The organism is Francisella adeliensis, assembly GCF_003290445.1.
Lineage (GTDB): Bacteria > Pseudomonadota > Gammaproteobacteria > Francisellales > Francisellaceae > Francisella > Francisella adeliensis.
In genome coordinates this window covers 1,200,611-1,220,138 of sequence record NZ_CP021781.1, presented here as the reverse complement: position 1 = coordinate 1,220,138, position 19,528 = coordinate 1,200,611, and the positions used below count along the sequence as shown (strand labels likewise).

Genomic DNA, 19,528 nt, shown 5'->3' with positions numbered 1-19,528 from the left:
TATTTAAGGTTATAAATCATTGAAATGTTAAAATTTTAGTGATAGTTTATGATGATAGGTGTTTTTTATTATGTTTTATTTTTATCAAAACTAAAACAAATAAAACTCTTTGAACTTATAATAACTCATTATTTAAAATAATCTAAAAGGATAAAGTTATGAATGATAATTCTAAAAAGATGTCGCTTTTCAGTGCGGTACTGGTTGGTGCGACATCGATGGTTGGTTCGGGGTGGCTTTTTAGCGCCCAGCTTACTGCTAGAAATGCAGGTAATTGGGCATTTTTGGCATGGATACTAGCAGCAATACTTATTTTAATGATAGCGCTTTGTTTAGGTAAAGTGGTATCTATGTATCCTGTACGTGGAGCAACAACACGCTCAAGTGCTATTTCACATAACAATGTATTTGCAATGCCTTTTGCTTTTGCAAACTGGTTTGGTGTTGTGGTGGTGATATCATCAGAAGCATTAGCGACTACACAGTATTTAGCCGGGGTTAAAAGCATGGATTGGTTAATGACAGATGGTGATTTGACATTAGCAGGTACAGCATTTGCTTTATTTATATTAGTAGTTTATTTATTTATAAACTTCTATGGGGTTAAATTTCTTGCTAAGATTAATAATGGTATTACAGTATTTAAGATGGTTGTACCGGTACTTATAGTTATAATTTTTGTAGCTTATGCAATAACACATAGTTCTGACCATGTAAGTATGTTTGCAGATGATATTCCTGGGAATAGTCAGTTTGGATTTCACTCAGCTCTTACAGCTATCGTTGGCGGTGGTTTGATTTATACTTTTAATGGTTTCCAAACAGTAGTTTCTTATGCTAGTGAAGTTAAAAATCCAGGTAGAAATGTACCGTTAGCTATCTTTATAGCATTACTATTAGTTTTAGCATTATATTTAGGACTTCAATATGCATTCATGCAAGCAGTACCACATGATTACCTTGTTCAAAAAGGTGGTTGGGCTGGATTAGATTTTGAGTCTCCATTATTACAATTAGCGATGATGCTTGGCCTTGGTTATATATCTGTACTATTGATAGTTGATAGTATTGTAAGCCCATCAGCAACAGGTTATATCTACTTAGGAGCATCTTCAAGAATGCTTTATGCGATGTCTGCTGAAGGTCAAGTTCCTAGATTTTTTGCCAAGATTACTCCGAAGGTTAATATTTCAAGAAGATCATTGGTAGCAAACTTTTTATTATCGGGCTTTTTCTTATTATTCTCTAATAACTGGACAGCTTTAATGCTTGTTGTCACAGGTTTCCATATTATTGGTTATATGGCAGCTCCAATTAGTATGGGCGCACTAGCTCCTCGTACTAGAATATTCGGTTTAGTAGTTTTTGTAATATTAACACTGCTACTTAATACAGTAGAAATTGAAACTAATGTTCATATGAGTGCTATATTAATAATCTTAATGACTATTTATGGTAGCCTTGAGTATAGAAGAATAGGTTTAAGGAGTCTATTGCCATTGGTTCTACCGTTTATTATATTTATTGCGATTGTATCACCAATTGACCACTATGTTTTTGAAGGATTTGTAGGAGCAATATTTTATTGGTTTGTTACTGATAAAAGGTATATTGCATTCTGTAAAAAAACAGCAAATGATAAAAATATCATTGTTGACTAATATCAAATTTTTGTTTAGATTTAGTGTAAACCTATAAGTTTTTCTAGTTATATATTAACTTAATCAATATAATACAGTCTAATTTCTTTTTTAAAAAATTCAATTATGAATAAAAGCTCTAAATGGATTTTACTTGTCTTATGTTTAGGATATTTTATTGATTTTTATGATCTCACAGTAATGAGTGTGTCTTATGTTGATTTGTTCAAAAATCAATTTGGGATATTAGATTCGATAAGTATCCAAAAGATGTACTTTACAATAAATAATATACAAATGGCTGGGATTCTAGTTGGAGCATTATTATTTGGTGCTTTAGCTGATAGGTTTGGTCGTATTACCGTTATTAAGTATAGTATCTTGCTTTACTCAGTAACAACTATAGTTGCTATATTTGTTACTAATATTTATATGTTTATGGGGTTAAGATTTTTGTCTTATCTTGGCTTAGCTAGTGAGTTTGCTGTTTCTACAGTATTGATTGTAGAATTTTTCCCTCGTAAAGTAGCTGCTTGGGGTATGAGTTTATTATATATATTAGGTGTGTTTGGTGGAATAACAGCAACATTACTAGGAGTTTTCTCATATAAGATAATGTTTATCTTTGGTGGAACTTCTGGACTTATAATATTCTGTTTTAGAAAAATACTAGAGGAGTCTCCAGCATTTATAGAGTTGTATAAAACTGATGACATTAAAAAAGCAGGTAATGTTTTTTACTTGTTTAAAAATTATTGCAAACCGTTGTTACTTAATTTTTTGATTACAATTCCGTATTTTTTTACAATAACTGTGATGTTTGCTTTGGTCAAGTTCATCGCAAATGATATGAATTTTGCAACATTAGTAAAGATGTTTTTATTTGGTTTCTTTGCTGGAAATATAATAAGTTGTATAGCTAGTGGTTTTTATAATCAATATTTTAAATCTCCAAGTTTATTTTTCATCATAAATATTATGGTGTTTTTAGTAAGTATATTTATGTATAAATATGTTTCTGCAGATACTATTTTTATCTATGGGATTACTATTGGATTTATTGGTGGTGGATATAATATTATGTGGGCTCAATATGCAGCTACAGAATTTCCAACAGAAGTGCGTTCATTAGCTACTAATATGATATTTGCGTTAGGTAGAACTAGTAGTATATTTTTTGGATTAATATTTGCAAGTTGGATTTCTAATGAGCAAATATTTAGGACTAATATAAATATCATGGCTATCGCTATCGCTATCATGGTATTAGTGATAATATTTAGTTACAAGCGTAAAAAAATTCTAATAAAGAATTAAAGTCATGAAAAAAATATTATTTGGTATAACTGGAAGTGTTTCAGCATATAAAACTGTATTATTAATTAGGCTTTTTATAAAAGATGGCATAGAGTGTAAAGCTATAATTACAAAAGGTGCTTGCCAGTTTATTAAGCCAGAGCTTTTAGTTGCTTTAGGTTGTGACGTATATACTGATGAAAGCTTAGATATGCTTTCTTATGAGCAAGCGATGTCACATATAAATCTACCTAGGTGGGCTGATAAAATTCTTATAGTTCCAGCATCTGCAAATTCTATAACAAAATTTGCTTATGGTCTAGCTGATGATTTACTAAGTCAAAGCTTACTCGCAAATGATGATAACTCTAAAGTTTATATAGCTCCAGCAATGAATATGAACATGTGGAATAACCAGTTAACCCAACAAAATATTTCAAAGCTTAATAGTTTGGGTTTTAATATCATTAATCCGGGTGCTGGTGTACAGGCTTGTGGAGATGTTGGTGGAGGGCGTTTAGTTGAGCCTGAAGAACTTTTTAAATGTTTTCAAATGAAGTCGGCTAATCAAGATTTTGCAGATAAAAAAGCAGTGATAACTGTTGGAGCTACAGTTGAGGATATTGATGGAGTAAGATACTTATCAAACTATAGTTCCGGTAAGATGGGCCTTGCCTTAGTGGAAGAACTTTTAGCTAGAGGTGCGAGTGTTACTGTACTTAAAGCAAAAGTGACAGTTGATTTGAATATTACTCATCCAGGATTGACTGTGTTAGATACTCCAAGTGCTGATAGTATGAATCAAGCAATGTTAGAGTCTTGTGAAAACGCAGATATATTTATAGGTTGTGCTGCTGTTGCAGACTATAAAATCAAAGATAAGTTCACAAATAAAATTAAAAAAACTAAAGATGATAATTTAGTGCTTGAGTTCGTTAAAAACCCCGATGTATTAGCAAACTGTAAGAAAGAATACCCCAATATATTTGCTATAGGTTTTGCTGCTGAATCAGAGAATCTTATAGAGTATGCGAAAGGTAAATTAGTAAAGAAAAATCTAAATATGATAGTTGCAAACTCTACAGCAGTGTTTGGTAACGATAATTCAACTGTTACAATTATTTCAAATAGTATTACTAAAGAGTGTGTGAATGTATCTAAGCAACAAGTCGCTACAGAGATTTTAGATTTTGCAAAGGAGATGAAATGGAAGAAAAACAAGTTAAGATAGCAGATAAGACATGTAATCTTATAACGCTTAAAAATGAGAATGTAGAATTAATACTTTTGGATTTAGGAGCTTTAGTTTATTCATTAAAAACTAAGGGTAAAAAAGGCCAGTTAGAAGATATAGTTTTGCAGTATCAAGATATTCAAGAGTATGCAACAAATCCATCATATTTTGGTGCAACAGTTGGTAGAGTTGCTGGTAGAATTAAAGATGCTCAAATTCACCTTGATAAAAAAATATCTAATTTAGATAAAAATTTTCAAGACAAACATACTCTTCACGGTGGGAGTAATGGCTTGAATTTGCAACATTTTAACTATAGATTTCTAGCAGATAATAAAGTCAGGTTTGAGACTGTACAATTATCTAAGAAGGATAGTTTCCCTGGTAATATATCTCTAGCAGTAACTTATGAGTTACTTGAGAAATCTTTGATAATTAGTTTTGATGCAATATCAGATGAAGATACTGTACTAAATATAACAAACCACAGCCACTATAACCTTTCAGGTAATTATAAAACTACAATAGAAAATCATGACTTGAGAGTTGAAGCTACTGAGTTTGTTAACATTGATGAAATGATGATACCTAAAGAAATAATCGGTCTTCCTAGTGAAATGGATTTTAATGTTAAATCTAGAATAGGAGGTAAGTTAAAGTATCAAGATTCTAATTATTTTAGTCGAGGAGGTATTGATCATTGTTATATAGTTGATGGCGAAGTTGTGCTTGAAGATCAAAGTAGTGGAAGGAGGTTGAAAGTTTCTAGCTCGTATCCTGCGATGCAGATATATACTTGTAATTTTAGTCGAGGACATACACTATCTAACGGTAAAGTACTTAAGCAATATGATGCTATCTGTTTTGAACCACAGTTTGTAGGTGCTTTTGATGGTGACTATACTAATCATCCAATGAGACTAAATAAAGGTGAAAAGTATAGTCATTTTATAAAGTTGGAGTTTTAACTGAGTCTTTTATGTAAAACTAATGCTTTCTCACGACTAGCCTTCAAGTCAGCTATAGGGTGAGGATAGTTATCACCTAAAATAATACCAGCTTCTTTTAACATTAACTCGCTTGCCTCCCAAGGTTTTGTAATTAGTTTATTTGGTAAAAGTTTTAGCTCTGGGACATATTTACGAATATATTCAAAAGCATTAAACTTTTCAGACTGTAGTACTGGATTAAATATTCTAAAGTAAGGGGCAGCATCAAGTCCACAGCCTGCGACCCATTGCCAGTTTGCATTATTACTAGCAAAGTCAGCATCAAAGAGAGTGTCGAAGAACCATTGTTCACCTTTCTTCCAGTGTATAAGACAGTTTTTAATTAAAAAGCTAGCAACTATCATTCTTACACGATTGTGCATATAGCCTGTTTGCCAAAGTTCACGCATTCCAGCATCAACTATAGGTATACCTGTTTGACCCTGTTGCCACGCTTTAAGCTTAGAGTCATCATTCTCCCAAGCAAAGCTATCAAATTTTTTATTGATATTTTCATCAGCTAATTCAGGATAGTAAAATATTTGGTAGTAACTAAAGTCTCGCCAAACAACTTCTTTGATAAAATGTTCTTCATTATCTCCAATATGTTCAAGACTATAAACAGCATTAAAAATTTGGTTAGGAGAAATTTCACCGAAATGTAAATGAGGTGAAAGGGTACTTGTCGCATTATCTGACATGAAATCACGAGATTTTTTATATACACTTACTTTATCATCTAAAAATGATTCTAATTTTGAGATAGCTGCATCTTCACCAACTTGCCATTGCTTGATTATATCCTGCCAATCTAGAATTGGCTCAAGGAGTTTTAAATCTGCAATATTTATATCATCTGATGTTTTGGTAAGCCTTTGAAATGTTGGTTTAGGTAATGTGGGCTTATGCGCTCTAGTTCTCATTAAAGCTTTATAGAAAGGGGTATAAATTTTATAGTGTGTACCATCATCCTTAGTACATTGCCAAGGCTCCATTAAAAGACTACCGTTAAAGCTTTTTACATTGATATCACTTTCTTCGAGAAACTTTTTGATTTCAGTGTCACGAGCAATGCTATGTTTATCGTAGCACCTGTTCCAATAAACATCGGTAATATTGTAGTCTTTTATGAGGTTTTTTATAATCTCGATAGGCTTACCACTATACATATTTAGATTATTATCGAGTGATTTATCTAAAGATATTAGTGAATGATGTAACCAAAGTTTGCTAGCACCACCAATTTCTACTTTATCATCATGAATATATATAGCTATAGTTTCATCAGCTTCACTAGCATAAGTAAGGCTAGGGTTGTCAATTAATCTAAGGTCTTGTCTAAACCAATGTAGTGCGATTTTTTTCATAATTCTTGTTGTAAGATGTTTTTTAGCATTTGAATATGTTCTTGAGAGTCATTAAGGCAAGGTATAAGACTAAATTTTTTACCGCCTTTAGCTAAGAAATCTTGCTTTTCTGCAAGTGCTAGTTCTTCTAAAGTTTCTAGGCAATCGACACTAAACCCTGGAGCTATGACTACTACTTTTTGATTTTCTTTAGCAAACTCTTCTAACTTTACCGATGTATAAGGCTCAAGCCATTTCTTAGGCCCAAAACGAGATTGAAAAGATAGTTCAAATTTAGTGTTCTTATACTCATTCTCAAGAGTCTCTTTTACTAATCTATATGTTTTATGACAGTGACAATAGTATGGGTCGCCTTTAGCAAAGTATTCTTTTGGTAAACCATGGAATGAAAATAAAACAGTATCCGGTGTAAAGTCTAATTGAGATATGTATCCTTTAATCTGGTTAGATATTGTTTCGATATGATACTTGTTATCGTAATAAGGGTTTATACTTTTGATAGTAGGTTGCCATCTTATTTTAGAAAGAACACGATAAACTTCATCATAAACAGTTGCTGTTGTAGTAGCTGAGTACTGAGGGTATAGTGGAAATATTGCTATCTCGGTAGCACCTTGCTCTTGTAAGCTTTTAATTTTGCTCTCTATGCTTGGTTGTCCATATCTCATTGCACAATCAACTATATAATCATCTAATTCGTTATCTAAACTTTTAGCTAGATTTTCTGTATAAAGTAGAAGAGGTGATTTATCATATTCTTTATTCCAAACGGCACCATAGGTATGGACATTTTTCTTTGAACGAATTGGCAATATAATAAGATTTAAAACTATTTTCCAAAGAATAAGATTTGCCTCTATTACACGCGGATCAGATAGGAATTCTTTAAGATATTTTTTTATGGACCTAGCATCACATGATTCTGGCGTTCCTAGGTTTACTAATAGAATAGCCTTTTTTCTAAATTTTTTACCATATTCTTTCATAGTATTATCGTGAAGTTTATTCAATATGATAATTGTAGCAAATATTTTTCTAGTAAATTGTTAAATTTTCTTTATGAAATAGACATGTTTATTTTGAGTTAAAATCAAATTAAAAAGCGTTTATATGCTTTAAAAATCTTTTTAGAAGTGTTAGCTTATACCTTGGTGTTTAACTAAATCATTATTATTACATGAGTGAAACTAATATTCTCTGGCTTACATTTATTATTTATATAGCAATTATTTTTGCTATAGGAATATATTCTTACTTTCAAACAAAAAAAGTTTCTGACTATATGCTTGGCGGGAGATCTCTTAGTGCTCCAATAGCTGCATTAGGAGCAGGTGCTTCTGACATGGGGTCTTGGCTACTTCTTGCATTACCAGGAGCTTTTATGGTTTCAGGATTAAATCAAGTATGGTTGCCACTAGGCTTAACTATAGGAGCCTTTGTAAATTGGGGAGTAGTAGCTAAAAGACTTAGAGTCTATACAGAAATAGCTAAAGACTCTATTACTATTCCTGAGTACTTTGAAAACAGATTTCATGATAAAACTAATATCCTTAGATCACTGACAGCTCTTGTTACTGTTGTATTTTTTACAATATATATTGGTGCGGGTTTTGTCTCAGGAGGTGTTTTATTTAGCTCTATGTTCCATATTTCATACCATGAAGCTCTTATCTTTACAGCAATTATAATATTCACTTATACATGTGTAGGTGGTTTTTTAGCTATTGCATGGATAGATTTCTTTCAAGGTACTTTAATGCTTTTGGCTTTAATTATGGTGCCATTATGTGTGTACTTTGAGTTTGGTAATGTTGATGTTGTAGGAGCTATATCAAATATAAAAATAGAAGGTTTTTATGATATAACTTCCGGAATCCCTCTCATAACTATCGTCTCATTATTAGCTTGGGGATTAGGCTATTTTGGTCAACCTCACATTATAGTAAGATTTATGGCTATAAAAGATCCAAATAAAACTCCTAAAGCAATGTGGATTTGCATGATCTGGATGATATTAGCTCTTATAGGTGCAGCTTGTGTAGGTATTTTAGGAGCTGCTTATTATACAGATGGTATATCAAATCCAGAAGCTATATTCTTGAAATTATCAGCAGTATTTTTTAACCCATGGATAGAAGGTGTTTTACTAGCGGCTGTATTATCTGCTGTTATGAGTACATCATCAGCACAACTATTGTCATTATCAAGTGCATTTTCTGTAGATGTATATGCTAAGTTTATTAGAAAAAATGCATCGCATCGTGAGCAGCTAAATGTAAGTAGGCTTATAGTATTTATTGTAACTATTGTAGCAATAATAATATCTTACAACCCAGATAGTAGTATTTTAAATCTAGTTAGTTATGCTTGGGCAGGATTAGGTAGTTCATTTGGTGCAGTTATTATATTTTCACTTTTCTGGTCAAGAATGAACAAATATGGAGCTATTGTTGGAATAATAGTGGGTTCTGTAATAGTTGTAATATGGCCATTCTTTGAGGACTTTGGTGGATGGTTTAAGGTTTATTCAATGGTTCCAGCATTTACTTTAAGTTGTATATCTATTATTGTTTTTAGCTTGGTTACAGGTAAGCCTGCAGATAGTGTCCAAGAAGAGTATAAATCTTATAAGTTAGGCTTAAATAAATAAATATCTCTCCAGTTTTCCAATCTTTTTATCTAAATAAATATCTCAAACTAATTATACTAATAGATAATGTTTATAGAGTAAAAAATACTTATTAGTGTTAATATAGCAATGTTAAAAACAATATAGGTTAAAATAAAAAATGAAATTTTCTGACTTAGGTCTATCCTCTTCAATCTGTGAAGCATTAGAGAACAAAGGTTATACAAAACCAACACCGATTCAAGCAAAAGCGATTCCATTAGTGTTAAAAAACAACGATTTAATGGCATCAGCTCAAACAGGTACGGGTAAGACTGCAGGTTTTACACTACCAATAATACAAAAATTACTAGATCAACCAAAAGCGACTACAAATACTATAAAAGTACTTGTGCTTACACCGACGCGTGAATTAGCAGCTCAGATTCAAGATCAAGTTAGCTTATATGCTGCAAATACTCATATTCGTTCAGCAGTTGTATTTGGTGGAGTGAGTATAAATCCTCAAATGATGAAACTAAGAAAAGGTGTTGAAGTTTTGATAGCAACACCAGGTCGACTTTTAGATTTATATGGTCAAAATGCTGTAAGATTTGATAAGCTGACTACTTTAGTGTTAGATGAAGCTGATAGAATGCTTGATATGGGGTTTATCCATGATTTGAAAAGAATCCATAAGCTACTACCTAAAAAAATTCAAACATTAATGTTTTCAGCAACTTTTTCTCCAGAAATTAAAAAGTTAGCTAGTGAGTTTTTATTTCACCCAAAATCAGTATCAGCAGATGTTGTAAATACTACAGTAAAGAAAATTACACAAAAAATATATACTGTAGATAAGGCAAAAAAAACAAATGCTTTAATTAGTTTAATACAAGAGCAAAATTTACATCAAGTTTTGGTGTTTTCTCGTACTAAACATGGTGCTAACAAAATTGCTGAAAAATTAAATAAAGCAGATATTTCTAGTAGTGCTATTCATGGTAACAAAAGCCAAGGGGCTAGAACTAAAGCGTTAGCTGATTTCAAATCTAAAGAAATAACAGTACTTGTTGCAACAGATATAGCTGCTAGAGGCATAGATATAGCTCAGCTTCCTTGTGTGATAAATTTAGATCTGCCTAATGTTGCAGAGGACTATGTGCATAGAATAGGGCGTACAGGTCGAGCTGGTGAAGATGGTTTGGCTATATCTTTGGTTAGTGCCGATGAAGTCGAATCACTTTCAAATATTGAGCATTTAATCGGTCATCTTTTACCAAGAGAAGAGCTTGAAGGTTTTGAGGCTACTCATAGTGTGCCTGTAACAAGTATGTCAAAAAAGACAAAAGTTAAGAAAATAGATGAGGTTAAAATAATTGCTGCAAAACGAGCAAATAAAGGTAGAAAACCATCAGTTCATAATAAAGATTTTTCTAAGAAAATTAAGAAAAAAATAAATGATAATAAATCTACAAGAGTTAAAAAGCCGACAGTTTAGAGTCCTACCTAATAAATTTTAGTTTGGCGTTATGAGTAATATAAAATAACAGTTTTAAATCTGTTTTAGGTTAAAATAAGCTAACTATTCTTTAGTAGCTAAATCTCAAAACATTTCTTACATCAGTTCTAACACAAATCACTATATTCATCTCTAAGGAGTTTATGTCTCAAGCCTTAGTAGATTTTGCTGTTACTAGACTACCTATTTGCCATAATCTGAGAGAGAATATAAGGTTAGTGAGAAAGTTAAAACCTCTACAGGCGAGTTTTATGGAATAAAACAATTTCTAATAGAGGTTAATAAACAGAATATGTAGTAAGTATATGTTTTTTTTATGATTCTTATTCGTATAAGCTAGCTGGTTCTTCATGCATGCTATGAAGATTTTCAGCCTTAACATGAGCTTGAGTGCTTTCTATAATAGCATTTAACCAACCACGAGCTACCCACATGATTATAGCAATTACAGCTACAAATATTCCTAACATCAAGAAGACATGACCGTAAACTGCAACACTTTCAACTTTAGTGAAAACAGCACCTTCAGCAGGAGCTGTAAGAGCTCCAACCCAGCCACCAATAGGGCCTGCAACCATTGTTGTCAAAGCCCACATTCCTAGAGCAAAACCACTCATTTTACGAGGAAATAGTTCAGCTACCATAGATAATCCCAAAGCAGAAATAAGAAGCTCACCTGTAGACTGGAAGAAGTAACTAATAACTAACCACCAGCCTGAAACGATACCATCTGTAGCTGTAAATTGTGGGAAATATAAAACTAAGAAAGCAAATGCGCAAAGTGTCATCCCAAAGCAGAATTTAGTTACATGTGTTCCAGGTACTTTCTTATAAAGTACAGATAATATAGGAGAAACCAATAATATCACTAGAGGGTTTAAAACCTGCCATTGTTCGCCGTGAACATGCATACCTAAAAAGTAAGGATCAACATTATTAACAGCAAAAAAGTTTAAAGAGGTTGGCATTTGCTGATATAAAACAAAGAATATAATTCCTTGAACGATAAGTATTAATGCTACTATCATTCTTTTTCTTTCATTTTCAGATTGCTTAAGCATTTGAATGAAAAAATATAGTACGGCAAGCAGAGCTATCACAACAACGATAGCTGTACATAGAGTTGTATTTTCTAAAATATTTCCAGCAATAACAATAGCTACTAATGAACCAATTATTACTGAAAAAACTTTCAGCCAAGACATTTTTTGTGAGCCGGCTTCTGTAGAAAGTTTAGAAATTTTAGGGTAAAAAACAGTATAACTGATTAGACCTAAAGCCATACCTATTGCAGAACATAAAAAAGCGTGTAAATATCCATATTTGGCAGCTACAATCGGTGTAATAATCATTGATACAAAAGAACCAATATTTACAGCCATATAATATAGTGTCATAGCACCATCTTGAGCTGGATCACCTTTTTCAAACATCTTTGAAATTAGAGATGTGGGATTTGGCTTAAATAAACCTCCGCCAATAGCTATACCAGCTAAAGAATACATAACTACAGTTTTTTCGGTGCTTCCAATAGCTGTTGCTATGGTCTCACCAAAGCTAAGTGTTAGGTAGGATAAAAATAAAAATCCTGCACCTATAAATATAGTTCTTTTAGCACCTAGATAGCTATCACCAATCCATCCACCGATAAGTGGGCCACCATATAGTAATGCTGAGAATGAACCAAATATAAGCATTGCATCTGCATCACTAAAGCCAAGTTTTTTAGCAAAATAAATTGCTAAAATGGCTTGAAGCCCATAGTAACCAAATCTTTCCCATAGCTCAAGGGTCCATAAGACCCAGAATGGCGTCCTACTACCTGCACTCGGTGAGCTATTAATATCATTAATAATCATTATTGAATCTCCTTTAATTGAATATATAGCGATAAAGCTATAGATTCATCATAAGATATTTATCTATTGAAAACAAGAAAAATGAAGAACAAAATATATTGATAAATATGTTGTTAATTTATATTTTATTTAGCGAAGAATAATGGCAGTGCCATAGCAAAAAACTTCAGTACCACTGGTGCTGCCACCTAAACTGCTAGAATCATAACGAACTGATACTATAGCATTTGCACCTAACTCTTTTGCTTGACTTATCATCTCTTGTTCGGCATGAAGTCTAGCATCTTTACAGACGTCTGTATAAGAGCTGTTTCTACCACCAATTATGCTTTTTAAGCCGCCCAATATGCCTTGTGTGATAGTAGGGGTACGTACGATGATCCCAGTAACCATCCCTTTAGTTTCCAGTACTTCGCGATTGCTTATAGTATCAGCTGTAGTTAAAATCATAGTTTTTCCTTCTTCATTCTTATATATCTAACTATACATGTTTTCAAGATGGCTATTGAAAAAATTAAGATTATCACCGTAATCATACTTACCTGTTATAACCTCTATATACACACCTTTTTGATGAGTCTTAGCTTTTAACAAAGCATCTTCAAGTTCTGTTATGGTCGAGACCTTAATACTAAGCCATTCTTTGCATCCTAAGACCGTTGGTAGGGCTGAATAGTTTATTTGAGCTAAATCGTCATAGCTAGGATTAGGATCTAACTCTAAGGCTCTTTCAACCATATAGCCATCGTTATTTATACAAAAAATTATTGGATTGATGTCATAACGACCCATTACAGCTAAGTCATTTAGTGTAAGTTGATGAGAACCTTCACCTGTAACAAGTACTGTTTTAGCATTAGGATTTGCTAAAGCTATACCCAATGTGGCTGGGGTTGCCCAACCTATAGAGCCCCATAGTGTTTGGTTATGGTATTTAGCCTTTGATGGTAGCGGGTATTTAGATATATTAAGTGAGGTTGAGCCTGTTTCTGCAACAAGAATATTATTATCATCTAAAAATGAAGTTATTTTGTCATAAAATACATCTAAGGAGATTTTGCTATCGTCAGCTGATTTTGATTTTTCTAGTGTTTTAGAATAGGATGATATGTAATTTATAGCTGTAACTTTATCAAATAATTTATCTAATAGCTCACCGAGGTATATATTCTTGAAATAATTACTCTCATTTTCTACAAATAGAGGTGCGAGATTTAAAACCTTTGTCATATCAAGATTGTTTGTAAATCCAGAGGTATTAAAGTCTGACCATAACGCATCACCGATATTTAACACTAAATCTGCACTTTCAACTATCTCGGAAGTACCTTTATCTGATAGGAGTCCAGCATAAAATCCTGCGTAGTTACTATGATGCTCAGATATTACACTTTTATCATGTGGCATAATAGCAAAAGGGATGTTAAGTTTTTCAATAAGTCTTATTGCTTTTTCTGTTATACCAAATCTATCTAACTTAACTGATGGAATAGCTACAACTTTTTTAGCATTAGTTAACTTTTGTAAAATAAGTTCTAAAGCTTTATCTAGTTGATTAGGATCGCTTTTTAGGTAACTACAATCAATATTATCAGGTGTAATATCTGTTACAGGTTTAGAGCCGTCATCTAGAGACAAACTTATATAGGCAGGCTTACGATATTTAAAAGCTTCTGTAATAACTCTATTCATTTCTCTGCGTGCATTATCTGGTGTAATAATTGCTGATACACAAGCTGTCGATGCAGAAATGTTGAAAAAGTTACCAAACTCACCATCACCTAAAGTATGATGGACAGCTCTTCGCTTAGCAACAGCCATATCGTTAGGTGAGCCAACAAGATGAAATACTGTCACATTCTCAGCTTTTGAGCCCATCACACCATTTAAAGCACTTAGCTCACCAACGGCATAAGTAGTACAGAGTATAGCAGCCCCTTTTACTCTAGCATAGCCATCAGCAGCATAACTTGCATTTAGTTCATTTGTATTGATGATACTTGTAAGTTTAGAGTTACTAATAAGTGCACGATCGAATGAAAATGCAAAGTCTCCTGGTACAGAAAAAGAATGTTCTATGCCTAAATCAACTAATCTTGAAACCACGTATTCTGCAGTATTCTTTGACTCGCTAACCGTATTGAACCTTGTTGTAGCATTGATTTTTTTCATAAGTAATCCCTAAGATGTAATAGTTACTATAAGTCTAACTTACAATATAACACAATCATTAGCTCTTAAAGAAGGTTTTGAGAGGTCAAACATTACAATCTATGTAGCAATGATTCATCGTAATTTAAATTAATAACATTATGACTTATCATTATTAAACTGCAATAAGTCCCATAAATTTCCATATAAATCTTTAAATACGGCAACTAATCCATATTTTTCTTCAGAGGGAGGTCGTATGAATTCAATGCCTAGAGATCTCATTCTATTATAGTCTTCCCAAAAATCAGTAGTATGGAGAAATAAAAATACACGACCACCCGTTTGATCACCAATAAAACTATTTTGCTCCTCCTTGGATGCTTTAGCTAATAATAGAGAAAAACCATTTGAGTTTTTAGGAGACACTAATACCCACCTTTTATCTTGTTCAGGCTGATATGTATCTTCTATCAGCTCAAATCCAAGTTTATTCGTATAAAAATCAATCGCTTCATCATACTCTTTCACAAGAATAGATACATGAATAATAGATTGTTTTTTAGCTGCTTTCATTATGTTTTAAACCATAGTAACAAGCTCTTCAGAGGCAGTAGGGTGTATAGCTATTGTGTCATCAAAATCTTGCTTAGTAGCACCCATATTGATAGCTACAGCAAAGCCTTGTAGCATCTCATCGACATTTAAGCCAATCATGTGACAACCTACGACTTTTTCATTATCACCAGTTACAACTAGCTTCATAAATGTAGGCATTCTATGACCTGATATTGCGCAGTATAGGTTTGTAAAGCGAGACTTGTAGACTTTCACATTATCATCACCATACTCAGCTCTAGCTTCTTTTTCAGATAAACCAACCGTACCAATAGCAGGGTGAGAAAATATAACAGTAGGTATGTTTTTAAGATTAGCTTTTAGATTCGTTTCACCATTAAAAAGTCTACGAGCAAGATATCTACCTGTCTTAATCGCTACAGGAGTAAGTTGAGCAACACCAGAAGCATCACCTATAGAGTATATTCCATCGACATTTGTTTCACTCATATCGTTAGCAGGGATTATACCTTTTTTAGTTATTTCTATATCAGTGTTTTCAATTCCTAAATTATGAGTGTTTGGAGCTCTACCTGTTGCCCAGATTAGTGTATCTACATCTTCTAGTACTGTGCCTGTATCTGTAGTGATTTTTAGGGTATTGCCAGTTTTTTCAATTTTTATGATATTTGTATGATTCGTAACATTCATATTTGTCATCTTCATACATTCAACTAATACATCGCTGACATCATCATCAAATTCCATAAGAGGCTTGTCTCTGCGCACCATAATGGTTGTATCAGTATCGTGAGCATTTAGTACCCCAGCAATTTCTACAGCAATATAGCCACCGCCAACGATCACAGCTTTCTTGGGCGTGTTTTCTAGCTCAAAAAACTCATCAGAAGTAATGCCTAGCTCTGAGCCTTCTATACCTTCTGGTACTATTGGGTAAGCACCTGGTGCGATAAATATATTGTCAGCGGTAAGCACAGTACCATCATCTAGCTCTATAGTTTTATTATCTACAAATTTGCCCCAGTTATTGAAGTGAGAGATATTCCATTTTTCTAACAATCTATCATAAAAACCGTGAATATTACCAATATAAGTAGCTCTTTTTTCTTTTAATTTTGCCCAGTTAAAACCTTTAACTTCAACATCAAAACCATAGCCTGCGACATCATGCTTTAATTGCTCAGCAATCATAGCACCATAAAACATCGCTTTTTTAGGTACGCAACCACGGTTTACACAAGTTCCGCCTAGTTGTAGTTTTTCGATAATTGCTACTTTTTTACCAAATTTAGCAGCCTGTACAGCAGAAGCAACTCCGCCAGATCCACCACCTAGGCTTATTACATCAAAATGTGTATTTTTCATTATTTTTCCTTATTTATTTTACTCTTCTTCTAATAAGATTTTTCTATTATCTATTTTTTGAAGAGGTCTATTATTATCAAAGTGAAGTGTATCTTTAAATATTTTAACTTGTTCTTTAGTAATGTAATTTTTTTGTTTTAACACAACCCATTTTACACCCTCAGTACATGGAGGAGTTGTTAAAGACCCTGTAAACTCATAAAATGAATGATGACCATTTGGAATTGGGTTATCATCATGATGAACTGTAAAATCAAACTCGTTTGTAGTGTTGACTTTTTTGGGAATATGCTGCCATATTTCTTTTATAAAAGAGCTATCTTTTTCTTTATTGTATTCGTAAAACAATGCTAATACTGCAATTTTACCATCTTTAGAAATGTTTACAAAGTGGGCTTCAAACGGAAATTCTTTTCCATCTAAGAAGTTTTCACTTGGTGCATGAAAGTGCATTTGCTTTAACTCATACTTTTCGTTGCCTATATCAAGATAACTACCTGGTTTAAATTGTATTTGAATTGTATGACCATTATTTAAGATAGAATCTATATGTAGGTGATAATCTAATTTTATTTTTTCATCTTTGTTTTGTGTTTTTGCTATAGTTGTTGTCAGTATGTTTATAGGTGATTGTTGTTTACCGTTATCACATTGCTTATAGCTTGATGATAGCTCCCCCCAGTGCTCTGGACCTTCTGCACCAACATATCCCCATTCTGCATGTTTTGTGCTATCAACATTACTTGCACACCCAGCAAGAACGGCTAAGGATGAAGCTATGAAAATTTTTTTGTATTTAAATTTCATTATTTTTATTCCTTTAAATAAATGACTAAGGATTTTTGTTTATTCATTATATTTCGATTTCAGGTTTGACACTGTTTACTTGAGGTGTTTTAGTGACTAAAATAATTCTTAAAGCTAAAGCAATTCCTCTAAGTTTTTACAGAAAAATATACATCTAAGATTTTTCAAAAGAATAATTTTTTGTGTCTTTAAAATTATACTTTTTGATGACTTCTGCAACTTGTCCATTATCATCGGCATAACCAAATCCAATCCCAATAATTTTAAAGCTTAGAGATTTTTGATTAAAGGATTGAATAGTTTTATCAAAATCATCTTCGATCATTTGTTTTATACTTTGGTCATTTATATTTATCGTTGAGATATTAATATTTGGCTCAAACTGATCAAAAGCATTTGAAGTTCCATATTCATTAAATAATTTTTGTTTTGCTGGATGGAATTTTATCCAACTAGGCATATTAGAGTCTTTATAGCGATCTTTTGCTAGGTTCCTAATTATAATATTTGATAATCCTTGTAAGTCATGATCATTACCAATATTTAATGTTACAAAACCATCTTCACTAATTGTTATTTGATCTGCAGATATATCAAATTCTTCAGTTGTATTAGCAATTCTTTTTACTAGTTGAACAATACTTTCTAAGTAAAACCTTTTAAAACTAGTTGTATATAAATTTAAGCTAACAGGGTATTGTTGGATAAACGGGGTTATATTAAAGTTTTTTATGTATGTCTCAGCATTTTTATCGGGTATCAAAAATATACTATACTGTGTATGCCCATTTGTAAAAGCACTAATAGGAATAAGTAATAAAAAAGCGATTAATGTTTTAGAGATTATTTTATTTAGCATTGTTATATCCCTTTAGATATTTTATTTAAGGTCGTAAGTAATTCTTGTGGAGTATTAGTAGAGGTATCAATTGTTATTATACTTTGATTCCAAGCCTGATACTCTTTATCTAATACATCCTCCCAAGAAGGATATTTATTTTCATTAATATTATATCTTGTTTCTACTCTATTTTGATGAGTTTGTTTGTTTTTACACACAACTTCAATATTAATTATTTCAGTAGAGTTAATGTTTGCTAATTGAGCCCAAAGTTTTCGAGATTCTATAACAGGATTACAACAATCTATAATTACATTTTTACCAAGCTCTAAATTTTCTCTCGCTTGATAATAGACTAGCTCATAGCCTTGTTTTGTCAGTTCTTGTGAATACGCTTTTTTTAGATAATATTCGACCGTGTCTACTCTATAGTAGATAGTATTAGGTATAGCTTGAGCTAGTTGCTTTGCTAAAGTTGTTTTGCCTACTCCTGGTAGACCTGAGAATATATAAGCGTTTGGCATATTTTATGTTTTATTAAAGTTATAGGCTTCCACCACCATCGACACAAATAACTTGTCCAGTTATAAAAGATGCTTCTTTTGACAGGAGAAAAGCTATTGTTGCAGCTATTTCTTCAGGCTTGCCTATACGCATCATAGGGATAGAATCTAAAACTTCCTTTTCTTCTTTGCTACCAATAGGTCTAGTTTTTCTAAATAATTCAGTATCTACTGGACCCGGAGCTATAGCATTTACACATATCCCATACTTAGCAAGCTCTAGAGCCCAAGTTTTAGTACATCCAACCAAAGCAGATTTTGCAGCGGAATAACTGGTACGATTTTTAACTCCAAAGATAGCTCTACTTGCAATATTAATAATTTGGCATTGTTCTTTTAGTTTCATTTTTTCAATAAAAAACTGTGATACTTGTACAGCACTCCTAACATTTAAATTATAGACATCATTAAGTGCTGAAATAGAAATTTTTCCCAATGGTTCTGGAATAGCTATTCCAACATTATTAATAATAGCGTTGGGACATCCATGAAGGTTATTTATTTGAGCAATTGTTGATGCTGTTTGATTTTCATCAGCTAAATCACATAGGAAAAGTTCTCCGGGAAAATTATCAATATAAGACCTTGCTATTCCAATGACTTGCCAACCCTGATTGTTTAAATATACGCTTGTGGCTTGTCCAATTCCTTTTGTTGCACCTGTGATTAAAACTATTTTATTATCCATTTTATAAACTCCCGTTATA

Annotated in this window: 17 protein-coding genes; 6 read left to right on the top strand and 11 right to left on the bottom strand. The window is 32.5% G+C overall.

What is annotated here, in order from left to right; translation table 11 throughout:
* The first annotated feature begins 158 nt into the window (after positions 1-158).
* The 4 genes from CDH04_RS05900 to CDH04_RS05885 all read left to right on the top strand — a co-directional run bounded on the left by CDH04_RS05900 (position 159) and on the right by CDH04_RS05885 (position 5,138).
* Positions 159-1,661: an APC family permease gene (locus tag CDH04_RS05900; RefSeq protein WP_112870152.1), complete on the top strand. Its 1,503-nt coding sequence runs from the start codon at positions 159-161 to the stop codon at positions 1,659-1,661.
* A gap of 105 nt (positions 1,662-1,766) precedes the next feature.
* Entirely contained in the window at positions 1,767-2,957 is a 1,191-nt protein-coding gene (locus tag CDH04_RS05895; RefSeq protein ID WP_112870151.1) for an MFS transporter, read from the top strand.
* A gap of 4 nt (positions 2,958-2,961) precedes the next feature.
* A complete protein-coding gene (gene coaBC, locus CDH04_RS05890) occupies positions 2,962-4,167 on the top strand; it encodes a bifunctional phosphopantothenoylcysteine decarboxylase/phosphopantothenate--cysteine ligase CoaBC (protein ID WP_112870150.1) in 1,206 nt (401 codons plus the stop codon).
* A complete protein-coding gene (locus CDH04_RS05885; protein WP_112870149.1) occupies positions 4,143-5,138 on the top strand; it encodes an aldose epimerase family protein in 996 nt (331 codons plus the stop codon). Before coaBC ends, CDH04_RS05885 begins: the two co-directional genes overlap by 25 nt.
* On the opposite strand, the gene CDH04_RS05880 is transcribed toward CDH04_RS05885, so the two are convergent.
* Together CDH04_RS05880 and hemH are read right to left on the bottom strand one after the other, a co-directional pair.
* Complete coding sequence (locus CDH04_RS05880) at positions 5,135-6,529, bottom strand: cryptochrome/photolyase family protein (RefSeq protein ID WP_112870148.1); 1,395 nt, start codon at positions 6,527-6,529, stop codon at positions 5,135-5,137. The genes CDH04_RS05885 and CDH04_RS05880 overlap by 4 nt on opposite strands.
* Positions 6,523-7,512, bottom strand: coding sequence for a ferrochelatase (gene hemH / locus CDH04_RS05875; RefSeq protein ID WP_112870147.1), 990 nt, complete (start codon positions 7,510-7,512; stop codon positions 6,523-6,525). Before hemH ends, CDH04_RS05880 begins: the two co-directional genes overlap by 7 nt.
* 191 nt (positions 7,513-7,703) lie before the next feature.
* Here hemH and putP point away from each other — a divergent pair, with 191 nt between their 5' ends.
* Together putP and CDH04_RS05865 are read left to right on the top strand one after the other, a co-directional pair.
* On the top strand, positions 7,704-9,176 hold the full coding sequence (gene putP, locus CDH04_RS05870; protein WP_112870146.1) for a sodium/proline symporter PutP: 1,473 nt from the start codon (positions 7,704-7,706) through the stop codon (positions 9,174-9,176).
* 139 nt (positions 9,177-9,315) lie between these two features.
* Positions 9,316-10,635, top strand: a complete 1,320-nt coding sequence (locus tag CDH04_RS05865; RefSeq protein WP_112870145.1) for a DEAD/DEAH box helicase — start codon at positions 9,316-9,318, stop codon at positions 10,633-10,635.
* A 344-nt stretch (positions 10,636-10,979) separates the two neighbouring features.
* Here the strand turns inward: CDH04_RS05865 and CDH04_RS05860 are convergent, their stop codons facing one another.
* The 9 genes from CDH04_RS05860 to CDH04_RS05820 all read right to left on the bottom strand — a co-directional run bounded on the left by CDH04_RS05860 (position 10,980) and on the right by CDH04_RS05820 (position 19,509).
* On the bottom strand, positions 10,980-12,515 hold the full coding sequence (locus tag CDH04_RS05860; RefSeq protein WP_112870144.1) for an oligopeptide:H+ symporter: 1,536 nt from the start codon (positions 12,513-12,515) through the stop codon (positions 10,980-10,982).
* A gap of 129 nt (positions 12,516-12,644) precedes the next feature.
* Entirely contained in the window at positions 12,645-12,965 is a 321-nt protein-coding gene (locus tag CDH04_RS05855) for a YbjQ family protein (protein WP_112870143.1), read from the bottom strand.
* 27 nt (positions 12,966-12,992) lie between these two features.
* The gene (locus CDH04_RS05850) at positions 12,993-14,687 is read right to left on the bottom strand and encodes an alpha-keto acid decarboxylase family protein (protein ID WP_112870142.1); all 1,695 of its coding nucleotides are present in this window, start codon (positions 14,685-14,687) and stop codon (positions 12,993-12,995) included.
* Positions 14,688-14,825: 138 nt separating this feature from the next.
* Complete coding sequence (locus tag CDH04_RS05845; protein WP_112870141.1) at positions 14,826-15,242, bottom strand: VOC family protein; 417 nt, start codon at positions 15,240-15,242, stop codon at positions 14,826-14,828.
* Between the two features lie 6 nt (positions 15,243-15,248).
* Positions 15,249-16,610 carry a glutathione-disulfide reductase gene (gene gorA, locus CDH04_RS05840; RefSeq protein WP_112870140.1) on the bottom strand — a complete coding sequence of 454 codons (1,362 nt, stop codon included), beginning with the start codon at positions 16,608-16,610 and terminating at the stop codon, positions 15,249-15,251.
* Between the two features lie 18 nt (positions 16,611-16,628).
* Entirely contained in the window at positions 16,629-17,417 is a 789-nt protein-coding gene (locus CDH04_RS05835) for a carbonic anhydrase (protein ID WP_112870139.1), read from the bottom strand.
* A gap of 154 nt (positions 17,418-17,571) precedes the next feature.
* Positions 17,572-18,276 (bottom strand): hypothetical protein, encoded by a 705-nt coding sequence (locus tag CDH04_RS05830; protein WP_112870138.1) that lies wholly within the window; start codon positions 18,274-18,276, stop codon positions 17,572-17,574.
* Between the two features lie 2 nt (positions 18,277-18,278).
* The gene (locus tag CDH04_RS05825) at positions 18,279-18,782 is read right to left on the bottom strand and encodes a P-loop nucleotide/nucleoside kinase family protein (protein WP_112870137.1); all 504 of its coding nucleotides are present in this window, start codon (positions 18,780-18,782) and stop codon (positions 18,279-18,281) included.
* A 19-nt stretch (positions 18,783-18,801) separates the two neighbouring features.
* Positions 18,802-19,509 carry an SDR family oxidoreductase gene (locus CDH04_RS05820; RefSeq protein ID WP_112870136.1) on the bottom strand — a complete coding sequence of 236 codons (708 nt, stop codon included), beginning with the start codon at positions 19,507-19,509 and terminating at the stop codon, positions 18,802-18,804.
* Positions 19,510-19,528: the final 19 nt, after the last annotated feature.

Excerpts from the sequence above, each read along its gene's own strand:
- CDH04_RS05900 (WP_112870152.1), top strand. The coding sequence starts at position 159 with ATGAATGATAATTCTAAAAAGATGTCGCTTTTCAGTGCGGTACTGGTT.
- CDH04_RS05895 (WP_112870151.1), top strand. The coding sequence starts at position 1,767 with ATGAATAAAAGCTCTAAATGGATTTTACTTGTCTTATGTTTAGGATAT.
- coaBC (WP_112870150.1), top strand. The coding sequence starts at position 2,962 with ATGAAAAAAATATTATTTGGTATAACTGGAAGTGTTTCAGCATATAAA.
- CDH04_RS05885 (WP_112870149.1), top strand. The coding sequence starts at position 4,143 with ATGGAAGAAAAACAAGTTAAGATAGCAGATAAGACATGTAATCTTATA.
- hemH (WP_112870147.1), bottom strand. The coding sequence starts at position 7,512 with ATGAAAGAATATGGTAAAAAATTTAGAAAAAAGGCTATTCTATTAGTA.
- putP (WP_112870146.1), top strand. The coding sequence starts at position 7,704 with ATGAGTGAAACTAATATTCTCTGGCTTACATTTATTATTTATATAGCA.
- CDH04_RS05865 (WP_112870145.1), top strand. The coding sequence starts at position 9,316 with ATGAAATTTTCTGACTTAGGTCTATCCTCTTCAATCTGTGAAGCATTA.
- CDH04_RS05860 (WP_112870144.1), bottom strand. The coding sequence starts at position 12,515 with ATGATTATTAATGATATTAATAGCTCACCGAGTGCAGGTAGTAGGACG.
- CDH04_RS05855 (WP_112870143.1), bottom strand. The coding sequence starts at position 12,965 with ATGATTTTAACTACAGCTGATACTATAAGCAATCGCGAAGTACTGGAA.
- CDH04_RS05850 (WP_112870142.1), bottom strand. The coding sequence starts at position 14,687 with ATGAAAAAAATCAATGCTACAACAAGGTTCAATACGGTTAGCGAGTCA.
- CDH04_RS05845 (WP_112870141.1), bottom strand. The coding sequence starts at position 15,242 with ATGAAAGCAGCTAAAAAACAATCTATTATTCATGTATCTATTCTTGTG.
- gorA (WP_112870140.1), bottom strand. The coding sequence starts at position 16,610 with ATGAAAAATACACATTTTGATGTAATAAGCCTAGGTGGTGGATCTGGC.
- CDH04_RS05835 (WP_112870139.1), bottom strand. The coding sequence starts at position 17,417 with ATGAAATTTAAATACAAAAAAATTTTCATAGCTTCATCCTTAGCCGTT.
- CDH04_RS05830 (WP_112870138.1), bottom strand. The coding sequence starts at position 18,276 with ATGCTAAATAAAATAATCTCTAAAACATTAATCGCTTTTTTATTACTT.
- CDH04_RS05825 (WP_112870137.1), bottom strand. The coding sequence starts at position 18,782 with ATGCCAAACGCTTATATATTCTCAGGTCTACCAGGAGTAGGCAAAACA.
- CDH04_RS05820 (WP_112870136.1), bottom strand. The coding sequence starts at position 19,509 with ATGGATAATAAAATAGTTTTAATCACAGGTGCAACAAAAGGAATTGGA.